14 protein-coding genes are annotated in these 19,690 nt (G+C 28.9%); 13 read left to right on the forward strand and 1 reads right to left on the reverse strand.

The features are described from left to right. Nucleotides 1-35 precede the first annotated feature (35 nt). The 11 genes from OW729_RS11640 (at nt 36) to OW729_RS11690 (ending at nt 10,245) form a co-directional block, all read left to right on the forward strand. The gene (locus OW729_RS11640) at nt 36-1,349 is read left to right on the forward strand and encodes a Na+/H+ antiporter NhaC family protein (protein ID WP_268061681.1); all 1,314 of its coding nucleotides are present in this window, start codon (nt 36-38) and stop codon (nt 1,347-1,349) included. 273 nt (nt 1,350-1,622) lie between these two features. Beyond that, the gene (locus tag OW729_RS11645) at nt 1,623-1,889 is read left to right on the forward strand and encodes a sugar phosphate nucleotidyltransferase (protein ID WP_268061682.1); all 267 of its coding nucleotides are present in this window, start codon (nt 1,623-1,625) and stop codon (nt 1,887-1,889) included. A gap of 204 nt (nt 1,890-2,093) precedes the next feature. Further along, nucleotides 2,094-3,269 (forward strand): quaternary amine ABC transporter ATP-binding protein, encoded by a 1,176-nt coding sequence (locus OW729_RS11650; protein ID WP_268061683.1) that lies wholly within the window; start codon nt 2,094-2,096, stop codon nt 3,267-3,269. Between the two features lie 10 nt (nt 3,270-3,279). After that, nucleotides 3,280-4,104, forward strand: coding sequence for an ABC transporter permease (locus tag OW729_RS11655; RefSeq protein WP_268061684.1), 825 nt, complete (start codon nt 3,280-3,282; stop codon nt 4,102-4,104). A 15-nt stretch (nt 4,105-4,119) separates the two neighbouring features. Then, nucleotides 4,120-5,019, forward strand: a complete 900-nt coding sequence (locus tag OW729_RS11660; protein WP_268061685.1) for a glycine betaine ABC transporter substrate-binding protein — start codon at nt 4,120-4,122, stop codon at nt 5,017-5,019. 76 nt (nt 5,020-5,095) lie between these two features. Then, nucleotides 5,096-5,275 (forward strand): hypothetical protein, encoded by a 180-nt coding sequence (locus OW729_RS11665; RefSeq protein WP_268061686.1) that lies wholly within the window; start codon nt 5,096-5,098, stop codon nt 5,273-5,275. After that, nucleotides 5,272-6,834, forward strand: a complete 1,563-nt coding sequence (locus OW729_RS11670) for a recombinase family protein (protein ID WP_326498374.1) — start codon at nt 5,272-5,274, stop codon at nt 6,832-6,834. The genes OW729_RS11665 and OW729_RS11670 overlap by 4 nt, the downstream gene beginning before the upstream one ends. Before the next feature lie 58 nt (nt 6,835-6,892). After that, the gene (locus tag OW729_RS11675) at nt 6,893-7,765 is read left to right on the forward strand and encodes a mannose-1-phosphate guanylyltransferase (protein ID WP_268061688.1); all 873 of its coding nucleotides are present in this window, start codon (nt 6,893-6,895) and stop codon (nt 7,763-7,765) included. A gap of 64 nt (nt 7,766-7,829) precedes the next feature. Continuing rightward, nucleotides 7,830-8,075 carry a CD3324 family protein gene (locus OW729_RS11680; RefSeq protein WP_268061689.1) on the forward strand — a complete coding sequence of 82 codons (246 nt, stop codon included), beginning with the start codon at nt 7,830-7,832 and terminating at the stop codon, nt 8,073-8,075. A 65-nt stretch (nt 8,076-8,140) separates the two neighbouring features. Continuing rightward, entirely contained in the window at nt 8,141-8,668 is a 528-nt protein-coding gene (locus tag OW729_RS11685; RefSeq protein ID WP_268061690.1) for a GNAT family N-acetyltransferase, read from the forward strand. Between the two features lie 545 nt (nt 8,669-9,213). Beyond that, on the forward strand, nt 9,214-10,245 hold the full coding sequence (locus OW729_RS11690; RefSeq protein WP_268061691.1) for a helix-turn-helix domain-containing protein: 1,032 nt from the start codon (nt 9,214-9,216) through the stop codon (nt 10,243-10,245). Nucleotides 10,246-10,642: 397 nt separating this feature from the next. Here OW729_RS11690 and OW729_RS11695 read toward each other — a convergent pair whose 3' ends face one another. Continuing rightward, a complete protein-coding gene (locus OW729_RS11695; protein WP_268061692.1) occupies nt 10,643-12,310 on the reverse strand; it encodes a DHA2 family efflux MFS transporter permease subunit in 1,668 nt (555 codons plus the stop codon). A gap of 149 nt (nt 12,311-12,459) precedes the next feature. Here OW729_RS11695 and OW729_RS11700 point away from each other — a divergent pair, with 149 nt between their 5' ends. Continuing rightward, nucleotides 12,460-13,104, forward strand: coding sequence for a TetR/AcrR family transcriptional regulator (locus tag OW729_RS11700; RefSeq protein ID WP_268061693.1), 645 nt, complete (start codon nt 12,460-12,462; stop codon nt 13,102-13,104). 524 nt (nt 13,105-13,628) lie between these two features. Next, complete coding sequence (locus OW729_RS11705) at nt 13,629-19,295, forward strand: AAA family ATPase (RefSeq protein ID WP_268061694.1); 5,667 nt, start codon at nt 13,629-13,631, stop codon at nt 19,293-19,295. The last annotated feature ends 395 nt before the right edge of the window (nt 19,296-19,690 follow it).

Consider the following 19,690-nt stretch of genomic DNA (forward strand, 5'->3'; position numbering starts at 1 on the left):
AATAAAAATAATTTTAACTTTAGGAGGAATTGTTTATGAAAAAACAACACAAAGATGAAGAGTACAAGAGTTTTTTAGGGCTAACTCCATTGATTGTATTTTTAGTTATATTTATGTCAACAGGTGCAATTACTAAAAGTTTTACTAATATGCCTATACTTGTTGGATTTATGTTTGTACTAGCATATTCTTTATGTCTCAATAGAAAAGGAGAAAAACTATCTTTAGATGAAAAAATAGAAATTTTCTCTCGTGGTGGAGGGGAATCTACTATTATACTCATGGTAGTAATATTTATATTGGCTGGTGCATTCTATTCTGTAGCAAACGCAATGGGTTCGGTTGAATCCACTGTAAATTTAGGTTTAAGTATTTTGCCAACTAAGGCAATTTTACCTGGAGTATTTATTATTGGTTGTATAATTTCTTTTGCTATGGGAACTTCAATGGGAACGATTACAGCTCTTACACCAATAGCAGTTGGAATGTCTCAACAAACAGGTATTGCATTACCATTGATCGTTGGAACAGTAGTAGGTGGTGCAATGTTTGGAGATAATCTTTCATTTGTATCTGATACTACAATAGCAGCTACAAGAACTCAAGGAGTAGAACTTAAAGATAAGTTTAAAATGAATGGTTTAATTGTTTTACCAGCGGTTATTGTTACTTTAATAATATTGGCTTGTATTCCAATAGGTAATGCTAGTATTAAAGTTGGAGCATATTCTTTATTAAAAGTATTACCATATGTATCAATAATTATATGTGCTTTAATTGGATTTAATGTAATGGTAGTATTAGCAGTAGGTATTTTGACTGGTTCAGTTTTAGGATTAGCACTTGGTTCATTTAATGTTGTACAATTATTTGGTTTTATTCAACGTGGTTTTGGATGGATGCAAGATTTAAGTTTAATAGCTATTGTTATTGGCGGTATAATAGAATTAATGAAATATTATGGTGGAATAGGATTCTTACTTGATAAAGTAACTTCTAGAGTTAAAAGTAAAAAAGGTGCGGAAGCAGGAATTGCAGCACTTGCTAGTTTGATAGATTTAGCAACAGCAAACAACACTATTTCAATAGTAACTGCTGGTCCTTTAGCTAAGGACATATCAGAGGAGTATGATATTGACCCAAGGAGAACGGCAAGTATACTTGATATATTCTCATCTGCATTTCAAGGTTTAGTTCCTTACGGGGGACAACTACTTGTTGCAGCCGGGTTAGCTAAAATATCTCCAGTTCAATTGATGCCTTATAGTATATATTCTATTTTGATGATTGTATTTGGAGCATTATCAATAATTCTTGGAATACCAAGGTTTAAAAGACAATCTAATTAGATAGTATAAAAACCAGCAAAGACATTGCTGGTTTTTTGTTATGATTTATTTTCATTTTTAATTGTTCCATCTTCACTAAATAATTCACGAAGATGACCTTTAGTACCAAAAAAGAAGAATGAGTAAGTTAATAGCATATTTATCAAAGCAATTTCAGGATATATATATAGATATTAAAAATCCAACTATTGAAAATTAAATAAAATACTATTCACCTATGAAACACGCTGTACATAATATAGAGTATAAACAATTAAGATGGAGTGTATCTGGGTGATATATGCACTAATATTAGCCGGTGGAAAAGGGACAAGATTATTCCCTTTATCGCGTGATAAAAATCCAAAGCAGTTTCTAAAGGTTATAAATGATAAGAGCTTTTTAAGAAATACTGTAGATAGAATAATGCCTTTAGTTAATAAAGAAAATATATGTGTAGTTACAAATAGAGATTATATAGATAAAATTTCAGAGGAGTTGCCAGAAATAAGCAGAGATAATATATTTATGGAACCTGCCAATAAAGAGACCCCGTTGTAGACGATATAGGTTTTTTGTAATAAAGTAGAGAGAGTTTATTGTTAAGATTTTTGTACAAAAATTATCCCATGTATTTGACAAAGTAACAATTTATATGATAAATTAAGGTTGTTATTAGATACAACTTTATTGAATTATTAAGGTTGTTGGAACGGCTCTTAATTTTAAGTGCTAAGGAAGAAAATGCAGTTTGTGGAGGTAAGTATGGCAGAAATAGAAATAAATAATTTGTATAAAATTTTTGGACGAAATCCAAAAAAAATTATTCCCATTTTGGAAAAAGGAATGACTAAAGATGAAATATACAAAAAAACAGGTAACTCTGTGGGAGTCAACAATGTTAGTTTTAAAGTAAATGAGGGAGAATTTTTTGTAGTTATGGGTTTGTCCGGAAGTGGAAAATCCACATTAATAAGGTGTTTAAACAGGCTTATTAATCCCACTAGTGGAGAAATATTAATTGATGGAGAAGATATATTAAAGAGTGATGAACAAAAGCTTCGTGAAATCAGACGAAAAAAAATAGCTATGGTATTTCAAAATTTTGCATTGTTTCCCCATAGAACTATTTGCAGCAATGTAGAGTATGGATTAGAAATTCAGGGAATAGACAGTAAGGTAAGAAAGGAGAAAGCATATAAAGCTTTAGAATTAGTAGGACTTAAAGGATATGAGGAAAGCATGCCTAGTGAATTAAGTGGAGGAATGAAACAAAGGGTTGGACTAGCTAGGGCATTAGCTACAGATCCTGAAGTATTACTGATGGATGAAGCTTTTAGTGCATTAGATCCTTTAATTCGTAAAGAGATGCAAGAAGAAATGCTTCAACTTCAATCAAAAATGAGAAAAACAATTATATTTATAACTCACGATTTAGATGAAGCTTTAAGACTTGGAGATAGAATAGCAATAATGAAAGATGGAGTAGTAGAACAGATAGGAACTCCTGAGGACATATTAACTAATCCATCTGGTGAATACGTAAGAAAATTTGTACAAGATGTAGATAGAACAAAGGTTATTACAGCATCAACTATTATGGAAAATGCAAAAGCTATAATTCTTGAGAAAGATGGACCTAAAACAGCTGTAAGATTAATGAAAGAAGAAGGAATTTCTAGTATTTATGTAACAGATAAGGATAGAAAATTAAAAGGAATTATAACAATTGATGATGCAATAAAACTTTCTAAAAAAGATGTTAGAAATATAAATGATATTATTATAAAAGAAGTTCCTAATACATCAGAGGATGTACCGATTGGAGAATTATTATCCATAGCTGTGGATACAAAATATCCAATTGTAGTTACAGATAAAGAAAATACAATTCTTGGCATTATAAAGAGATCTACAATAATTGCTGGGATTGCTGGATAGGAGGATGAGTATGACTACACTACATATAGGACCCTATATTGAATTTATAATCGATTGGCTAAAAGATAATATTTCTCCTTTCTTTGATTTTATAAAGTTAATTAATAAAACTCTTATAAACGGCTTAGAAACAGGACTTTTAGCGGTACCCAGCATAGTGATAATAATAGCATTTGCTTTAATTGCGCTTAAACTTGCTGGTAAGAAAACGGCTATTTTTACTCTAATAGGATTATTATTTATTGATTCTATGGAATTATGGCCTCAAACTATGAAGACATTATCACTTATTTTAATTTCTGCACTTATTTCTTTAATTATAGGAATACCACTTGGAATTTGGGCAGCTAGAAGTGATAAAGTTAATAAGATTTTAAGACCAATACTTGATTTTATGCAAACAATGCCAGCCTTTGTATATTTAATTCCTGCTGTATTGTTTTTTGGAATGGGTAAAGTTCCTGGAGCTATAGCTACAGTAATTTTCTCAATGCCACCGGCAGTTAGACTTACTAACTTAGGTATTAGACAAGTTCCAGAAGATGTTATAGAAGCTGCCAAATCATTTGGTTCTACAAAGAATCAAATGTTATATAAGGTACAGCTACCAATTGCGTTACCAACTATATTAGCAGGAGTTAACCAAACTATAATGCTTTCACTTTCAATGGTTGTTATCTCAGCTATGATAGGTGCAGGTGGTTTAGGTAGAGAAGTATACAATGGAATAACACAAATGCAGGTAGGTTCAGGATTTGAAAGTGGACTTGCTGTTGTAATATTGGCAATGGTTTTAGACCGAATTACACAACAATTAGGTAAGGCTAAGTATTAATAAGGAGGGAAAATAATGAATAAAAAGTTAAGGCAAGTTATGTCACTAGTATTTGCTGGTGTGTTGGCAGTAGGAATATTAGCTGGATGTGGAAATAAAGCAGCGCAGACGAATTCAGATAAAAAGGAAAGCAAAGGGAAAGTAAATTTAGGGTATGTTAACTGGGCAGAAGGAATAGCCATGACTAACTTAGTGGAAGCAGTATTAGAAGAAAAAATGGGATATGATGTTGAAAAGAAACAAGGAGAAGCTGGAATGGTATTTACTTCACTAGCTAATGGTGATATGGATGTATTCCTAGATGGATGGCTTCCTGTAACGCATAAAGACTATATGGAAAAATATAAAGATAAACTAGAGAATTTAGGACCAAATTTTGAAAATGCAAAAATAGGATTAGTAGTTCCTAAATATATGAATATAAAGAGTATAGAGGATTTAAATGGAATTAAAGATGAGTTATCTGGAAAGATAATAGGAATAGATCCAGGTGCTGGAATAATGAAGGCCGCAAATAAGGCTGTAAAAGAGTATGGATTAAAATTAGAAATTCTTGAGGGTAGTGGAGCTACAATGACTACAATGCTTAAGAAAGCAGAGGATGCTAAAAAACCTATTGTTGTAACAGGATGGAAACCACATTGGAAATTTGCTCGTTGGGATCTTAAGTTTTTAGAAGATCCGAAAGGTGTTTTTGGAGAAGCTGAACATATTGATACAATTGCTAGAAAAGGTTTTGAAAAAGAAATGCCTGAAGTTGCTCAGTTTTTAAAGAACTTTAAAATGGATGATAAGCAATTAGGAAGTCTTATGGGAGATATAAAAGATAACAGCGATAAAGACGCTTTAGATGTTGCAAAAGAGTGGATGAAAAAGAATGAGAAACTAGTAAATAGTTGGATTCCTAAAAAATAATATATACTGTAATACTACATTATAATTAAGCCTCCAGCATATTAATATTGTATAACAATATTCTGGAGGCTTTTTTGTGTCTAAAGAAAATATTAAAGTGAAATTTTATTATGGAGATGAATCCTTTGATAAACTTATAAAGAAAATTATTTTAAAAAAGCTTTCTGCCTATTTTTTTGAAGAAAATATGAATAAAATCTGTTACGGAAAAGATAATTCTACAACGATCATTTACCAAGAAAAAAATAAGAGGTGAATGGTTTGAGAGAAATATGGAATGTAGCTATATATGCTAGAGTTTCTACAGATAAAAAAGATCAGCAAGAATCAATCCCTGTTCAGGTACAAAGTTTGAAAAAATGGATATTGGAAAAGAGTAAAAATGATAAAGGTTCGATTTATAATCTTATTGAAATTTATAAAGATCAAGGATTTTCAGGTTCAAATTTTCAAAGAGATAGTTTTATAAGAATGAAAGAGGATATTGAAAAAGGTAAAATCAATATGATTTTAACTAGAGATTTATCTAGATTTGCAAGAAATTATGTGGTTGCAGGATATTATATTGAAGACTATTTTAAAGTTAATAATGTAAGATTTATATCTGTACTGGATAATGTAGATACTCTAGAAGAAGTAAATGATATTGTACCTTTTAAAAATATTCTAAACGAAATGTATATAAAAGATTGTTCAAGAAGAACAAGAGATGGGCTTAAGCAGAGAATGATAAGAGGTTCAAGTATTGCAAGTAAGCCACCTTATGGTTATAAAATTGTAGATGATTTTGAAGGAAATATTAAAACTAAAAAATTAGTTCCTTCTAATGATGAAACAACAGAAGTTGTAAAACTAATATATGATTTGTATCTACAAGGCTGGGGGTTTGGGAGGATTGCAACATATCTTAATAAGAAAAACATACTCCCACCATCAGCAAAATTAAATAATTTTCCTAAAGCTAAGTTTGGAAGATGGACTAATAATACTATTCAATCCATACTTATGAATCCTAAATATGGGGGAATAATGGTTCAGGGGCAATATAAGAGAGTAAGTTATAAATTAAAAAAAATAGTTAAAGTATCTAAAGAAGAATGGATATATGGTGGAGAATTTAAAGGAATAATAAGTAAAGATAAGTTTTATGAAGTACAGAAAGAAATAAAAAGACGTTCTAAGGGATATAGATACAAGGGAAATGCAAAACATATATTTTCCACTGTTCTTAAATGTAATGAATGTGATGGTTCTATGTCCTACAATAAAAGATATAAGGGATATAAATGTAGTAATAGTCAGAGGGGAGGGGGAAGGTGTACTTCTCATTCAATTAAAGAAGACTATCTTAAAGAAATACTTATTGAAGATTTAAAAAAAATTGTTCAGCATGAAGTAAATAAAGATGAATTATATGAAGAGGCAAAAAACATAGTATCTAAAAAGAATAATTGTAAAAAGGAATTTAAGCAAATTGAGACAGAACTTAGAAAACTAGATATTCAATTTGAAAATATATATGCAGATAGAGTAAATGGAGTTATTAATGATAGAAACTTTGAAAATATAACGAAAAGAATTCAGCGAAAACAGAATTCGCTTCTAAGACGTAAAGAAGAATTATTAAAACTAGAACAAAGACAGGATAATAAGGATAACTTATACAAAATATATAAGAGCAAGATTGATAAAATATTAAGTCTTCAAGAGATTGATAGATACATGGTTGAAAGTTTAATAGATAAGATAATTGTGCATGAAGATAAAATAACTAAGGAAAAAAGTATAGAAATATGCTATAAATTTCATAGATAATTGTAAAATAAGTTTAATAAGTAACTTAGCTTTAATATTTAAAAGAGATGATATAGAGTTGGTTATTTTAAATTGTGAAAATGCAGCATTAAAAGTTACCTATATCGTCTATAAAGAGACCGCTACTTGTATAGGTCTTTCAGCAGTTAAACTTTTAAAAAAAGATAAAGATGCTGTTATGCTGGTACTCCCCTCAGATCATTATATACAAAATAACAAAAAATTTATAGATACTATATCTCAGGCAATTCAAATAGCTGAAAGAAGAAGAGGTCTTGTAACTATTGGTGTAAATCCTACAAGACCAGAAACAGGTTATGGGTACATTCAAATAGGGGATAGAGTAGGGGGGGATATTCCAACATATAAAGTTGAGAGGTTTACAGAAAAACCTAATTTAGAAGTTGCAAAAGACTTTTTAGTCGATGGAAATTACCTTTGGAACAGTGGAATGTTTGTATGGAGAGCAGATGTATTCTTAAGAGAGATGGAGAAATATCTTCCTAAAATGTATAAAAACCTAATGGAAATATATAAAGATGTAGGGAGTGAAAATGAGGAAGAAACAATAAAGGAACAATATAACTTGATAGAAGGTATATCTGTTGATTTTGGAATAATGCAAAAGACAAGAAAAGCATATACTATAAAATGTGAATTTATATGGGATGATATAGGAAGCTTTTCATCTATGACTAGATTTTTAAATGAATTTAGAGGAAATAATATTTTAGGAAAAACTTTTCTAGAGGAAAGCGAAGATTGCTTTGTTTTTAGTAAAGATAAGTTAATAATAGGGTTTGGAATAAAGGATTTAATAATAGTTGATGCAGGAGATGTGCTTCTAGTAATGGACAAAAATAAGGACCAAGAATTAAAACATTTAGTAAATCAGATAAAAGAAGAGAAAGAATACGAAGAATATTTGTAAAAGGATAATAGGGCTGTCTCAAGGTTATTTTAAAAATTTTGAGACAGCTTCTTATATTGTAAGAATGGAATGTAGCATAATAAAAATTCAAGATTACATTGACGGTGGATATATTTATATACCAAGAAAAGAATGTAATAAAAAAGCATGGGGAGAAAAAACAGAGTGTAAAAAAGAAATATATGAAAGAAATTTAAGCATATATAGAGAGTATAAAAATGGATTATCTATTAAAGAACTTTCGGAAAAGTATTTTTTATCCCCTAAATGGATTCAAAAGATTATCGCAAGTTTAAGATTAAAACAATAACAAAAGCACCACAATTTACAAGTAATAGATGGTATAATAACTTTGATATATGGGAGGAGTAGAATATGAAAAAATTACTAGAAACAAACAGATTAATCATTAGACGTTTTCAAGAGAGTGATTGGAAAGATTTGTATGAATATTTAAGCGATGAAGAGGTTGTATTTTGGGAACCTTATGGAGTATACACAGAAGAAGAAAGTAAAAAGGAAGCAGTAGCAAGAGCTAATTCTGATATCTTTTGGGCAGTTTGTTTAAAAGATTCTAATAAGGTTATAGGAAATTTATCTTTTCAAAAACAAGATTTCGATACGTATGAAATTGGATATGTATTTAATAAGAAGTATCAAAAACAAGGTTTTGCAACAGAAAGTGCAAAAGCAATAATTAACTATGCCATAAAAGAACTTAATGCAAGACGTATTATTGCAATGTGTAGTCCTAAAAATGATTCATCATGGAAGTTACTTGAAAGACTAAAAATGAGAAGAGAAGGCCACTTATTACAAAATGTATATTTTAAAACAGATGAACATAATAAACCTATTTGGTTAGATACTTATGAATATGCAATTCTTTCATCAGAAATGTAATTTCAAAGAATAATGTGAATATAGTAAAAGTGTTATCATTTACTACTTAGTAAGGCACACAAGATGTTCGCCAAGAACTCCTTGAATTATTAACAAATGTTTATAATTTGTTTCGCTAAGAGAAATAGAGACAATAAAACTAAAATTAAATTATAGTTTAGTAGACTATCTAAGTAAAGAAGAATAGTCATATGTAGAGGGTACTCCTTCTTCTTTTGCAGTAAAAAAATTTTTAGTGGTATTGATAATAATATTATTTAATAAAACCTCACTTGCTACCGATACGGAGAACCGTACCATAAGTAAATGAGGTTTATAGTATTAGCCATTGATAGTAATTGGTTAAGGCTATTTTTTAAGTGAAAATACTGTGTCAAAGTAAGATTGTAAATATTTTTATTAGGAAAGTTAAATTAACTAATAGTTAATTTTTATGAATAAAAGATGAAAATGCTTCAATTGTTTAAATTTTATAGCTTTGATATCATTTAATTAACAAAGGCCTAAGTTAATTAAATGCACAAATAAATGGAGGAGTCAAATTTATGAGAATAAGTGAGGTCATTAGAAATTATAGAAAAAAGGAAAATCTTACTCAAGAGCAAGTTGCTAACTATTTAAATATAAGTGCACCAGCAGTAAATAAGTGGGAAAACGGAATATCATATCCAGATATAACACTGCTAGCACCTCTTGCACGTATTCTAAAAATTGATGTTAATACCTTATTGGCGTTTAATGAGGAATTAACAGATGCAGAAGTAAAAAATCTTACAAAAGATGTAGGTGAAATGGCATCAAAAGAGGGATTCCAAAAGGCTTTTGAAAAGGCTAGTGATTTGATTAAACAATATCCAAGTTGCGATGAGTTGATATATTGGATATCAACAGTATTAAGAATACATTTATTGCAGCCTCAAATTGAGGAAAAAGATAAATATAAAATAAAAATCATTACTTGGCTTGAACTTGTAGCGGCAAGCAATAAAGAAAAGACAGCTTCTATGGCAAAATTAGATTTATCTGCAATGTACAGGGAGAAAAGAGAGTATAAAAAAGCTCAAGAAGTATTAGATAAAATTCCAGAAATAGAGGTGGATAAGAAAATTCAACAGGCATTATTATTTGAAAATATCGGGAAAATTGATGAGGCTTATGGCATTTATGAAGAAAAATTAAGGATTAATGCTCATGAAGCATTTGCTACTTTATCTTTAATAATAAATCTGTTGTACAAAGAAAAGAAACTTATTGAAGCAGAAGAATACATAGAGTGTGCTAAAAAGGTTACTGAAGTATTTGATCTTGGAGCATACCATAAATATCAATTAGATTTATCTTTAGCAAGAGAAAAACAGGATAAAGAAAAAGCTATAGAAATGATTATAAATATGGTAAATGAAGCAAGTAGCATGAATGACTCCCTGAAGTCAAAACTATATAAGCATATGAAATTTAATGTGACCAACAGTTGGGACAAAGATAAATATGAGCGATTAGTAAAAGGGGCAATTAAAAAAGATAAAACTCTTGATTTTGTCAAAAATGATTCTAGGATAAAATTTCTGTTGGAATAATACTAAAGTTTGTACATAGTAGATAAGCTCAAATTTGTAGTTTGATGAAATTAGAGTTTTTAAATAAAAAATATAGGTGTTTATTTTTTATAAAAATTTGATATAGTATAAATAGGAAATTCACTCAGGTGAGCTGAGGAGTACAGAATTCTAAAGAAACAAGTTTCTAAGAATTCTAGTAAGAAAAGCTTAGTGCGTCAACACTAAGCTTTTCTTAGAACATTTATTTTGTTTTAGGGCTATTGGATGAAATTAATAACGTTAATTAAGAAAAGGTGCTAATCTTGTGAGAGAGTGTAAAATAATAATACTTTTACCTAGTTATTCTTAAACAATTTAATTTTAAAATTTTTATGGAAGTTTACACAAAATTCTTGACAGACTCATTATTTTTCATCTATATCACTGTTTCTGCTTTAACTTTTTCTAATTTAGTTTCACTTTTTTTATTAAAAGGTACTGCTATTAATCCTAAGAGTGCAATAATTGCTGTGAAAAGAAAGCATTTATTATAAACCTTATTGATTTCATCATTTTTTATTAAAGTTGCTTCATCTAATATAGTATATATCTCTTTTGCTTGTACATTAAACTTTTCTTTTACAGATGGTCTCATACTATCAGGAACATTTGCTAATACTGCTTTCTCCTCAGCTTGAATTAATTTATCAACCATATCTTTTGAAAAGGAAGTATTTTGGCTAGTATTTGAAGTTTTTATTTTATCGCATATGGTAGATTTAACTTGATCTTCAAGTACTGTATTCTTATTGACTGTATCTATGATTTTGATTTTGGTATTGTCTATAGCTTGATTAGTGTAATAACTGCTTAAGGTTGAAACTAAAGCTATAGCTAAGCATGCAGTCAATTGTCTAAAGCTATTTAGTATACCTGAAGCAATGCCATTTTTATCCTTTGAAATTTCTTCAAAAGCGCTTTGATACAATGGGGAGGTTGCGCCAATTCCAAGTCCTACTATAATAAAAGAACTATAGAGTATTTTTACATTATTTGAACTATTCATAAATACAAACATAAAATCACCCAGCGATACAAAAATTACTGCTAATAGAGAAGTAACTCTAGCACCATATTTTTTAGATATAATCCCAAAAATTGGAGACATAATAAAAGAGATGCAGCTTACTATACCTAATATAGTTCCAGATTTTAATATTGTATAGCCTAATTGATTTTGTAGATAGAAATTCATTAAATAAGAGATAGGCATATAGGCAAAGAATATTACTCCAATTATAGTTATAGAAGAAGTAAAGCTTTTTATTTTGAATAGCTTAAATTCTACCATCGGATTTTTTGATTTAGCTTCATATACTAGAAAAGTGACAATTGATATTGCTGAAGTTATCATTAAAACAACTATTTTTGTACTTACCCAACCATAGTAATTTCCTTTAACAAGTAGAAAAGTTAGTGCCCCAATTCCATAGGCTAATAATATAGAACCAATAAAATCTATTTTCTTTTCTATTGTTCTGTCATAACATTCTCTAACATATTTTACTCCTAAGAAGAGAGAAATAATAATAAAAGGAACATTTACATAAAATATTGCCTTAAAGTTAAAGGCCTCATTTAAGATGCCACCTATAACGGGTCCAGAAGCTGCAGCTATAGAAATTGTCATACCAATTATAATAGCAAGTTTTGACATGGCATTTTTGCCGAATAATTCTATGCCTAAAGGGATAGATAATGGAGCAAGAATTGCAGCTCCTATACCTTGTATAATTCTAAAAATTATAATCATATAAAGAGAAGTAGAAAGTCCACAAAGTATTGATGAAGAACCAAAGACTATAAGACCGATTAAAAATAGTTTCTTTCTTCCATAAATATCTGCAATTTTTGAGAAATTTATTAAAAGAGCAGAGAAAGGGATTAAGTAAGCTGTACTTACCCAAGATATTCCTGTTATATCAGTTTTAAAGTAATCAGCCATAGATGGTAAAGATACATTAACTATAGTTGAATCTAATACTGTTAAGAAGCAAGCTATTGCTAGAGATATAAATGCTAATATTTTTTGTTTTTTATTCATGATACCCTCCCGAATTATTATCAATATATGAAATTGAATTCATGTTCATATAATATACCGATAAAATTCAAATGTCAATATATGAAATCAATTTCATGTTTTGTTGACTTTTATTTTTTTATCTTTTATTATTAAAGTAGGTGATGAAAATGGAGAGAAAAACAAGGATACCAACTCAAAAAAGAGCTTTAGAAAAATATAATAGAATATTAGAAGCAGCTTATAAGTTATTCAATGAAAAAGGTTATTACAATACCACTACAGCAGATATAGCTAAAGAAGCAGATGTTGCTACTGGTTCTGTATATGCCTATTTTGAAGATAAGAAGGATATCTATATTAGGGTAATTGAAAGACTTAACGAAAAATTTATATATCCAACCCATAATTTTTGGGTAGAGAATGTTGATAAACAACTTAATAATGAAGAAGAGGCAAAAGAGCTTTTTAGGCTATTTATAAAAATGATGATAAAAAGACATGATTTTTCTAAGACCTTTCACCATGAAATGGAGGCGTTAACACTTTTAGATGAGGATATAGCTATGATAAGAAAGAAACAAGAAATACGTAGAAATGAAAATATAACAGATATCTTTAGATTTTTATCTATACCTTTTAAAGGTATAGAGGAAGAAAAGATATTTTTTAATTATTCATTTTTCCTAATTGATGATTTATGTCATAAGATTATATATGATGATGAAATAAAAGATATGAATTTATATATTGAAAAATGTGTAAATATGCTATATTTCTTGTTTGAAGATTGTACAGATTATATTAATAAATAAATATAAAAGGTATTCATCCTAATCCTCCATAGATATCTTTCTACAGAGTTTTTATATTACAACCCGGATATTACATCATAATTATGTATGATAAATATAGAGAGATATTAAATGGAAAAGCATAACTTAAAATAGTTACAAAGAATAGTACTATAAGTGGTTAAGTGTGGCTTGCTTCCACTACTAAAGTCAACGAATATATATGACCGTATTGGAGAAATTCAGTACGGCTTTTTGATGTTTATAAAAGATGATTTTAAATATCCTTTAAGTGATTATGAATATTAATATATGAAAATAATTAACCATTGGGTAATTTCCCAATATAAGATCACAAATTTTATCAAAATATTTCAAAAAAAGTATATTTTTCATGTAAATTATACCAAAACCATACACTATTTGGTATAATATTGTTTGTTGAGGAAATATTTAATTAAATAATTATATTATGGTAAATTAATTAAATATAGGATCAACACTAAATTAGGTTTCAATTACGAAAGGAGTTAGGGGGAATAACTTTGAAGCTCAAAGGATACGAAATCGATAAGTTGATTTATGAAGGAAAGGATACACTTACTTATCGTGCTTATAGCAAAGCAAAAAAACAAAATGTAATTCTTAAGACGATTCCTTCAGAGAGAGTAACATTAAGAAATATAGAAAGAGTAAACAATGAGTACAAGCTTTCTCAAAAAGTTAATTATGTTAAGGGGCTACAGAATACATATGCTTTAGAGGATTGGGAAGGCAGGCCAGTTTTAGTTAAGGAATATTTTAAAGGGAATTCACTTAAAAAATTAATTAAGAATAATGATGTTGACTTAAATCAATTTTTCAAAATAGCTATTCAAATTGTTGATATTTTAGGTGAAATTCATAAAAATGGGATTGTTCATTTAGATATTAATCCTAACAATATTTTGATTAATGATGATGGAGAAATAAAAATTATTGATTTTAGCACTTCTATATTTATGATAGAAAACAATGAAAAGAAAACAGATCCTGGGAAGTTAGAAGGTACATTTCAATATATATCACCAGAACAAACAGGAAGAATAGGTAGAGATATAGATTATCGTTCAGATTACTATTCTTTAGGTGTGTGCTTTTATCAATTACTAACAGGAGAAGTTCCTTTTAATAATGATGATAAATTAGAGTTAATTTATGCACATATTGCAAAAGAGGCTGTACCTCCAGTTGAAGTGAATGAGAATATTCCTAAAGTAATATCAGATATTGTAATGAAGTTAATAGCTAAAATGCCAGAAGACAGATACCAAACCTTAATTGGGTTAAAGAAGGATTTAGAAATATGTCAAAATAGTTTAAAAACCAAAAGAGTAATTCAAGAATTTCAAATTGCCAAACAAGATATTACAGATGAGCTGCAAATCCCCGAAAAGTTGTATGGCAGGGAGAAAGAACTCCAACAATTACTAAATTCTGTTAAAAAAGTTAGTTCTGGTGGAAAAGAATTATTATTAGTTAAAGGTTACTCAGGGGTAGGTAAGACTGCCTTAGTAAATGAGATACAAAATTATATTATAAAGAAATCTGCTTATTTTGTATCAGGTAAGTTTGAACAGATACAATCAGAAGTACCTTACAATGCTATTGTACAAGCTCTTAGTAAATTTATAAACAAATTGCTTATGGAGTCTTCTAACCAACTATTAATGTGGCGTGAAAAAATATTACATGCAGTAGGAAATAACGGGAAAGTAATTACAGATGTTATCCCTTCTCTAGAACTTATTATAGGAAAGCAAAAACCTGTTCCACGCTTAGGACCAAGTGAAACTCAAAACAGATTTAATTTAGTTTTTGAAAATTTTATAAGAGTGATTGCTCAAAAAGAACACATATTTATTATGTTTATTGACGATTTACAATGGGCAGATGCTGCAAGTTTAAACTTCATAAAAATGTTGATGAACAATGAAGCAATTGGAAACCTATTAATTATTGGAGCTTATAGAGACAATGAAGTTGGTGAAGATCATCCTGTTAAAATTATAGAAGATGAACTTATTAAAGATAAAGCGAGTATTAATATTCTACAACTAAAGCCATTAAAAGAAGATGATGTAAAAGAATTGCTTGAAGAAGCTTTAACAAGTCTAAGAGAAGATACTATATTGTTTAATGAGTTGTCACAATATATATACAACAAAACTCAAGGAAACTGCTTTTTCATGAGAGAGTTTTTAAAAGTGTTATATGATAAAAAGTATGTTTGGTTCGACTATAATTTAATGCATTGGTGTTGGAATACAGAACAAATAAAGAAAATGGATATAACCCAAAATGTAGTAGATTTGCTAATACAGAAGATAAAAACACTAGATACTTCCACATTAGAAGAACTAAAAAATGCTGCTTGCATAGGAAATAAGTTTGATTTAAAAACAATTGCGTTAATTAATGATAAGCCGTTAGATATTGTACAGCAAGAACTACAGATAGCTGTTAAAAAAGGTTTGATAGCTATTAATAAAGATGATAGTAAGGAATTATCAGAAGATAATATTAGATTTAGATTTCTTCATGATCGTATACAACAAGCTGTTTATACTTTAATACCTGAAGAATTTAAACCATCAGCCCATTTAAAAATAGGAAAATTGTTATTAAAAAGATACTTAGAATCTGAGAAAACGGAAAGTTTATTTGAAGTAGTAGAACAACTTAACTTGGGAAAATCTATAATTATTGATGAAGAAAAACGTATAAAGCTTGCCGACTTAAATTTAAAAGTAGGGATAGCATCAAAAAATTCTTCAGCTTATAAAACAGCATTTAATTATTTAAAAATAGGTATAGAAATGCTAGATAGTAATGCTTGGGAGAAACATTATGAATTAACACTACAATTATATTCTGAAGCAACAGAAATGGCTTATTTAACTGGTGATTTTGAAAAGATGGATCAGTATGCACAGATAGTTTTAGATAATGCAAAAACTATAGTTGATAAAGTTAATGTATACAACGTGAAATTACAAGCTTATCAAGCACAGTTCAAAATACAAGAAGCTTTAAATATGAGTATATCAGTATTAAAGGAAATGGGAATAGATGTCCCAAGGAAGCCAAGTGAAGAAGATGTAAATAATGCTTTTGCTAAAGTAAAAATTGCTATGGAAGGTATGAAAGTGGAAGATCTAGCAAAACTTCCTCCAATGAAGGATGAAATAATGCTTGCAGCAATGCAGATTTTATCAGGAAGTGTATCTGTAACATATAAAACTGCACCTATGTTAGCTCCAATAGTTGTATGCAAAATGATGGAGCTTTCCATAAAGCATGGAAATGCACCTTTTACACCAGCAGCTTATGCATCTTATGGTATGATACTTTGTGGAATGGGAATTCAGATAGACTTTGCATATGAGTTGGGCAATATTAGTTGCAGATTAGTAGAAAATGAAAATCTAAAGCAGTATAAGCCAATGGTTTTATCTATATATGCTACTGCTATACAACAATGGAAAGAACATGTAAGTGCAACATTAAAATATAATGAAGAAGCATATTGGTTAGGAATAGAAAATGGAGATTTTGAATATGCTGCATATGGAGCTATGTTTTATGTTAAACATGCTTTTTATGGGGGAAAGCCACTTGAGATTTTAGAAAAAGATGTAAAAACAAATCTAGTAAGAGTACAAAGAATAAAACAAAGTTTATGTGAAAGCTGGATAAGAGTTTTTGGGCAGTTTGTTTTAAATATGCAAGGTAAATCAAATGAGCCTTCAAAATTAGTGGGAGAGCTATGTGATGAAAATGAAATTATCGCTTCTACTATAGAAAGTGGCGATATAGCACGAATGGTCGTTACTTTTATTAGTAAAATGACGTTAAGTTATTATTTTCAGAGATATGATGATGCTATTGAATTTAGTAGAAAAGCAGAAGAAGTTTTGATTGGAATTGCTGGTGGGATAGATGTAGCTATTTATTACTACTTTGATTCTCTTGTAAAACTTGCTATATATAATGATGTTTCAGATGAAGAGAAAGAAGAGATTTTAACAAGAGTTTCGGAAAATCAAGTAAAAATGAAAAAATGGGCTGAAGACGCTCCAATGAATTTTCTCCATAAGTTCTATTTAGTGGAAGCAGAAAGATTAAGAGTAATAGGCAAAACTGAAGAAGCTATAGGATACTATAACAAAGCAATTTCACTAGCTAAAGAAAATAAATATATAAATGATGAGGCTTTAGCTAATGAATTAGCTACAAAATTTTGGCTTAACAAAGGCGAGTATAGATATGCTAAATTACATTTTAAAGAAGCATATTTTGCTTATAAACGTTGGGGTGCAGAAGCTAAAGTTAAAGATTTACAGAATAAATATTTAGAAATTTTTCATGAAAAATTTGAAGGAAATGTAGGTGAAAAACAAACCACAATAACTACATTGGAATTAGTAGATATTGCAGCAATTGTTAAAGCAAGTCAGGCTATTTCACAAGAAATTGTTTTAGATGATTTAATAAAGACATTAATTAAAATAGTGGTACAGAATGTAGGAGCTGAAAAAATAGTTTTTATTCTTAAAGAATTAGACAAACTTATAATTAAAGGTGAGAAGGAAAATCAACAAGAGAAGATAATTGTTGGTTTAGAAAAAAGTGTTGAAGGATATGAGCAGCTCCCCAAAAGTATTATAAATTATGTAAGTAGAACAAGTAGAAGTGTTATTTTAGAAAACTCGGTTGATTCAGCAGAATTTGCCCAAGATGAGTATATTATTAAAAACAAACCTAAGTCTATTTTATGCTATCCTTTAATTAATCAGAGAGAATTTAAGGGAATGATTTATCTAGAAAATAATCTTATAAAGGGAGCCTTTACTAAAGATAGATTGAAGATTTTAGAGATACTTTCTGCTCAAATAGTTATTGCTCTTGAAAATGCTAAGTTATATGAGGAATTAGAACATAGTAATGAAGTATTAGATACTAAAGTAAAGGAACGTACATTAGAATTAAAAGAGGAAAGAGATAAATTACAAAAGTATTTGGATATAGCAGAAGTGTCAATATGGGTTTTAGATGAAAATGGCATAGTTACATTAGTTAATAGAAAAGGTTGTGAGATTTTAGGTTATACTGAAGAAGAAATGGCTGGAAGGCAATGGAGCGATTTTATTGTTCAAAACACTGACAAAGAAGAAGTAAAAGACTTTCAAACTATAATAAGTGGGGAATTAGTAAGATATTCGGACAAAGTTGTTTTGACTAAAACAGGTGAAAAAAGAATGATGTCTTGCTACCATGTTATATTGAAAGATAAGGATGGAAATGTAGAAGGAATACTAGGCTGTGGAGTAGATGTTACTGAATATAACTTGATGAGAGAACAGTTAGAGTATAATAAATTAAAGCTAGAGTTTTTGGCTAATTTATCCCATGAATTAAAAACCCCATTAAATTTATCCTTCTGTGCATTGCAAATGCTAAATTTATATTTAAAAAATAGCTTAACTTCAGAAGCTAATGAAAAATTTGAAAAATATTCAAGTATTATCAAACAGAATAATTATAGACTTCTTAAGTTAGTTAACAACATAGTTGACATAACTAAGATAAATTGTGATTCTTTTGAGATTAATTTACACAATAATGACATAGTAGAACTAATTAGAGATATAACATATTCTGTTTTAGAGTATGTAAAAAATAAGAACAGAGTACTAGAATTTAAATCAGATATAGAAAGTAAAGTGATGGCATGTGATGCTTTTAATATTGAGAGAATAATGTTAAATTTACTTTCTAATGCTATAAAATTCACAGATGATGGAGATAAAATATCTGTAAATGTATATGATAGAGGAGATTCTGTGGATATAGTAGTAAGAGATGAGGGGGTTGGAATACCAAAAGATAAACAAAAATTTATTTTTGAACGTTTTAGACAGGTAGATAAATCTTTCACTAGAAATAGTGAGGGAAGTGGTATTGGGCTAACTATTGTTAAGTTATTAGTGGAATTGCATAATGGTGATATCAAAGTAGAGAGTCAAGAAGGCGAATTCACTGAATTTATTATAAATCTACCAGCTAAAAAATTAGACTCTAAGTCTGCTGCTGTAAGCAATTATCATAATTCTGGAGTGGACTTAATAGATAGAATAGACATAGAATTCTCTGATATTTATGGATTATAGGTGTTTCAGAATCAGAGAACATGGTTTTGAAGATTATGTTTATAGGTAGAGAAAACCTATAGAGTTTAGACTAGGTTCTAAGATTAGTGTAAGAAGGAATTTAAAGTGCTATTTACAATACATATTTTATTATCAAAGTAATAATAAAATATGTAAAAATACTATAAAGAATAAGTAATAAAGAGAGTCTTAAGGGGATTATTAATATGATAATTAATTATCATATTAATAATCCCCTTTCTTATTTTAAATATGTGAAAAGTGTAAAGGTAAGTTAATAAGTATTTAAACATAAATTGGGGGTTTTTATTATGTTCATATGAAAACTATATAATAAGATAAACTATCATAACCTAAAAAAGAAGTATCATAATGATAATTCTTCTTTAGGTATA

It is taken from the genome of Clostridium brassicae, from assembly GCF_026738875.1.
Lineage (GTDB): Bacteria > Bacillota > Clostridia > Clostridiales > Clostridiaceae > Clostridium_H > Clostridium_H brassicae.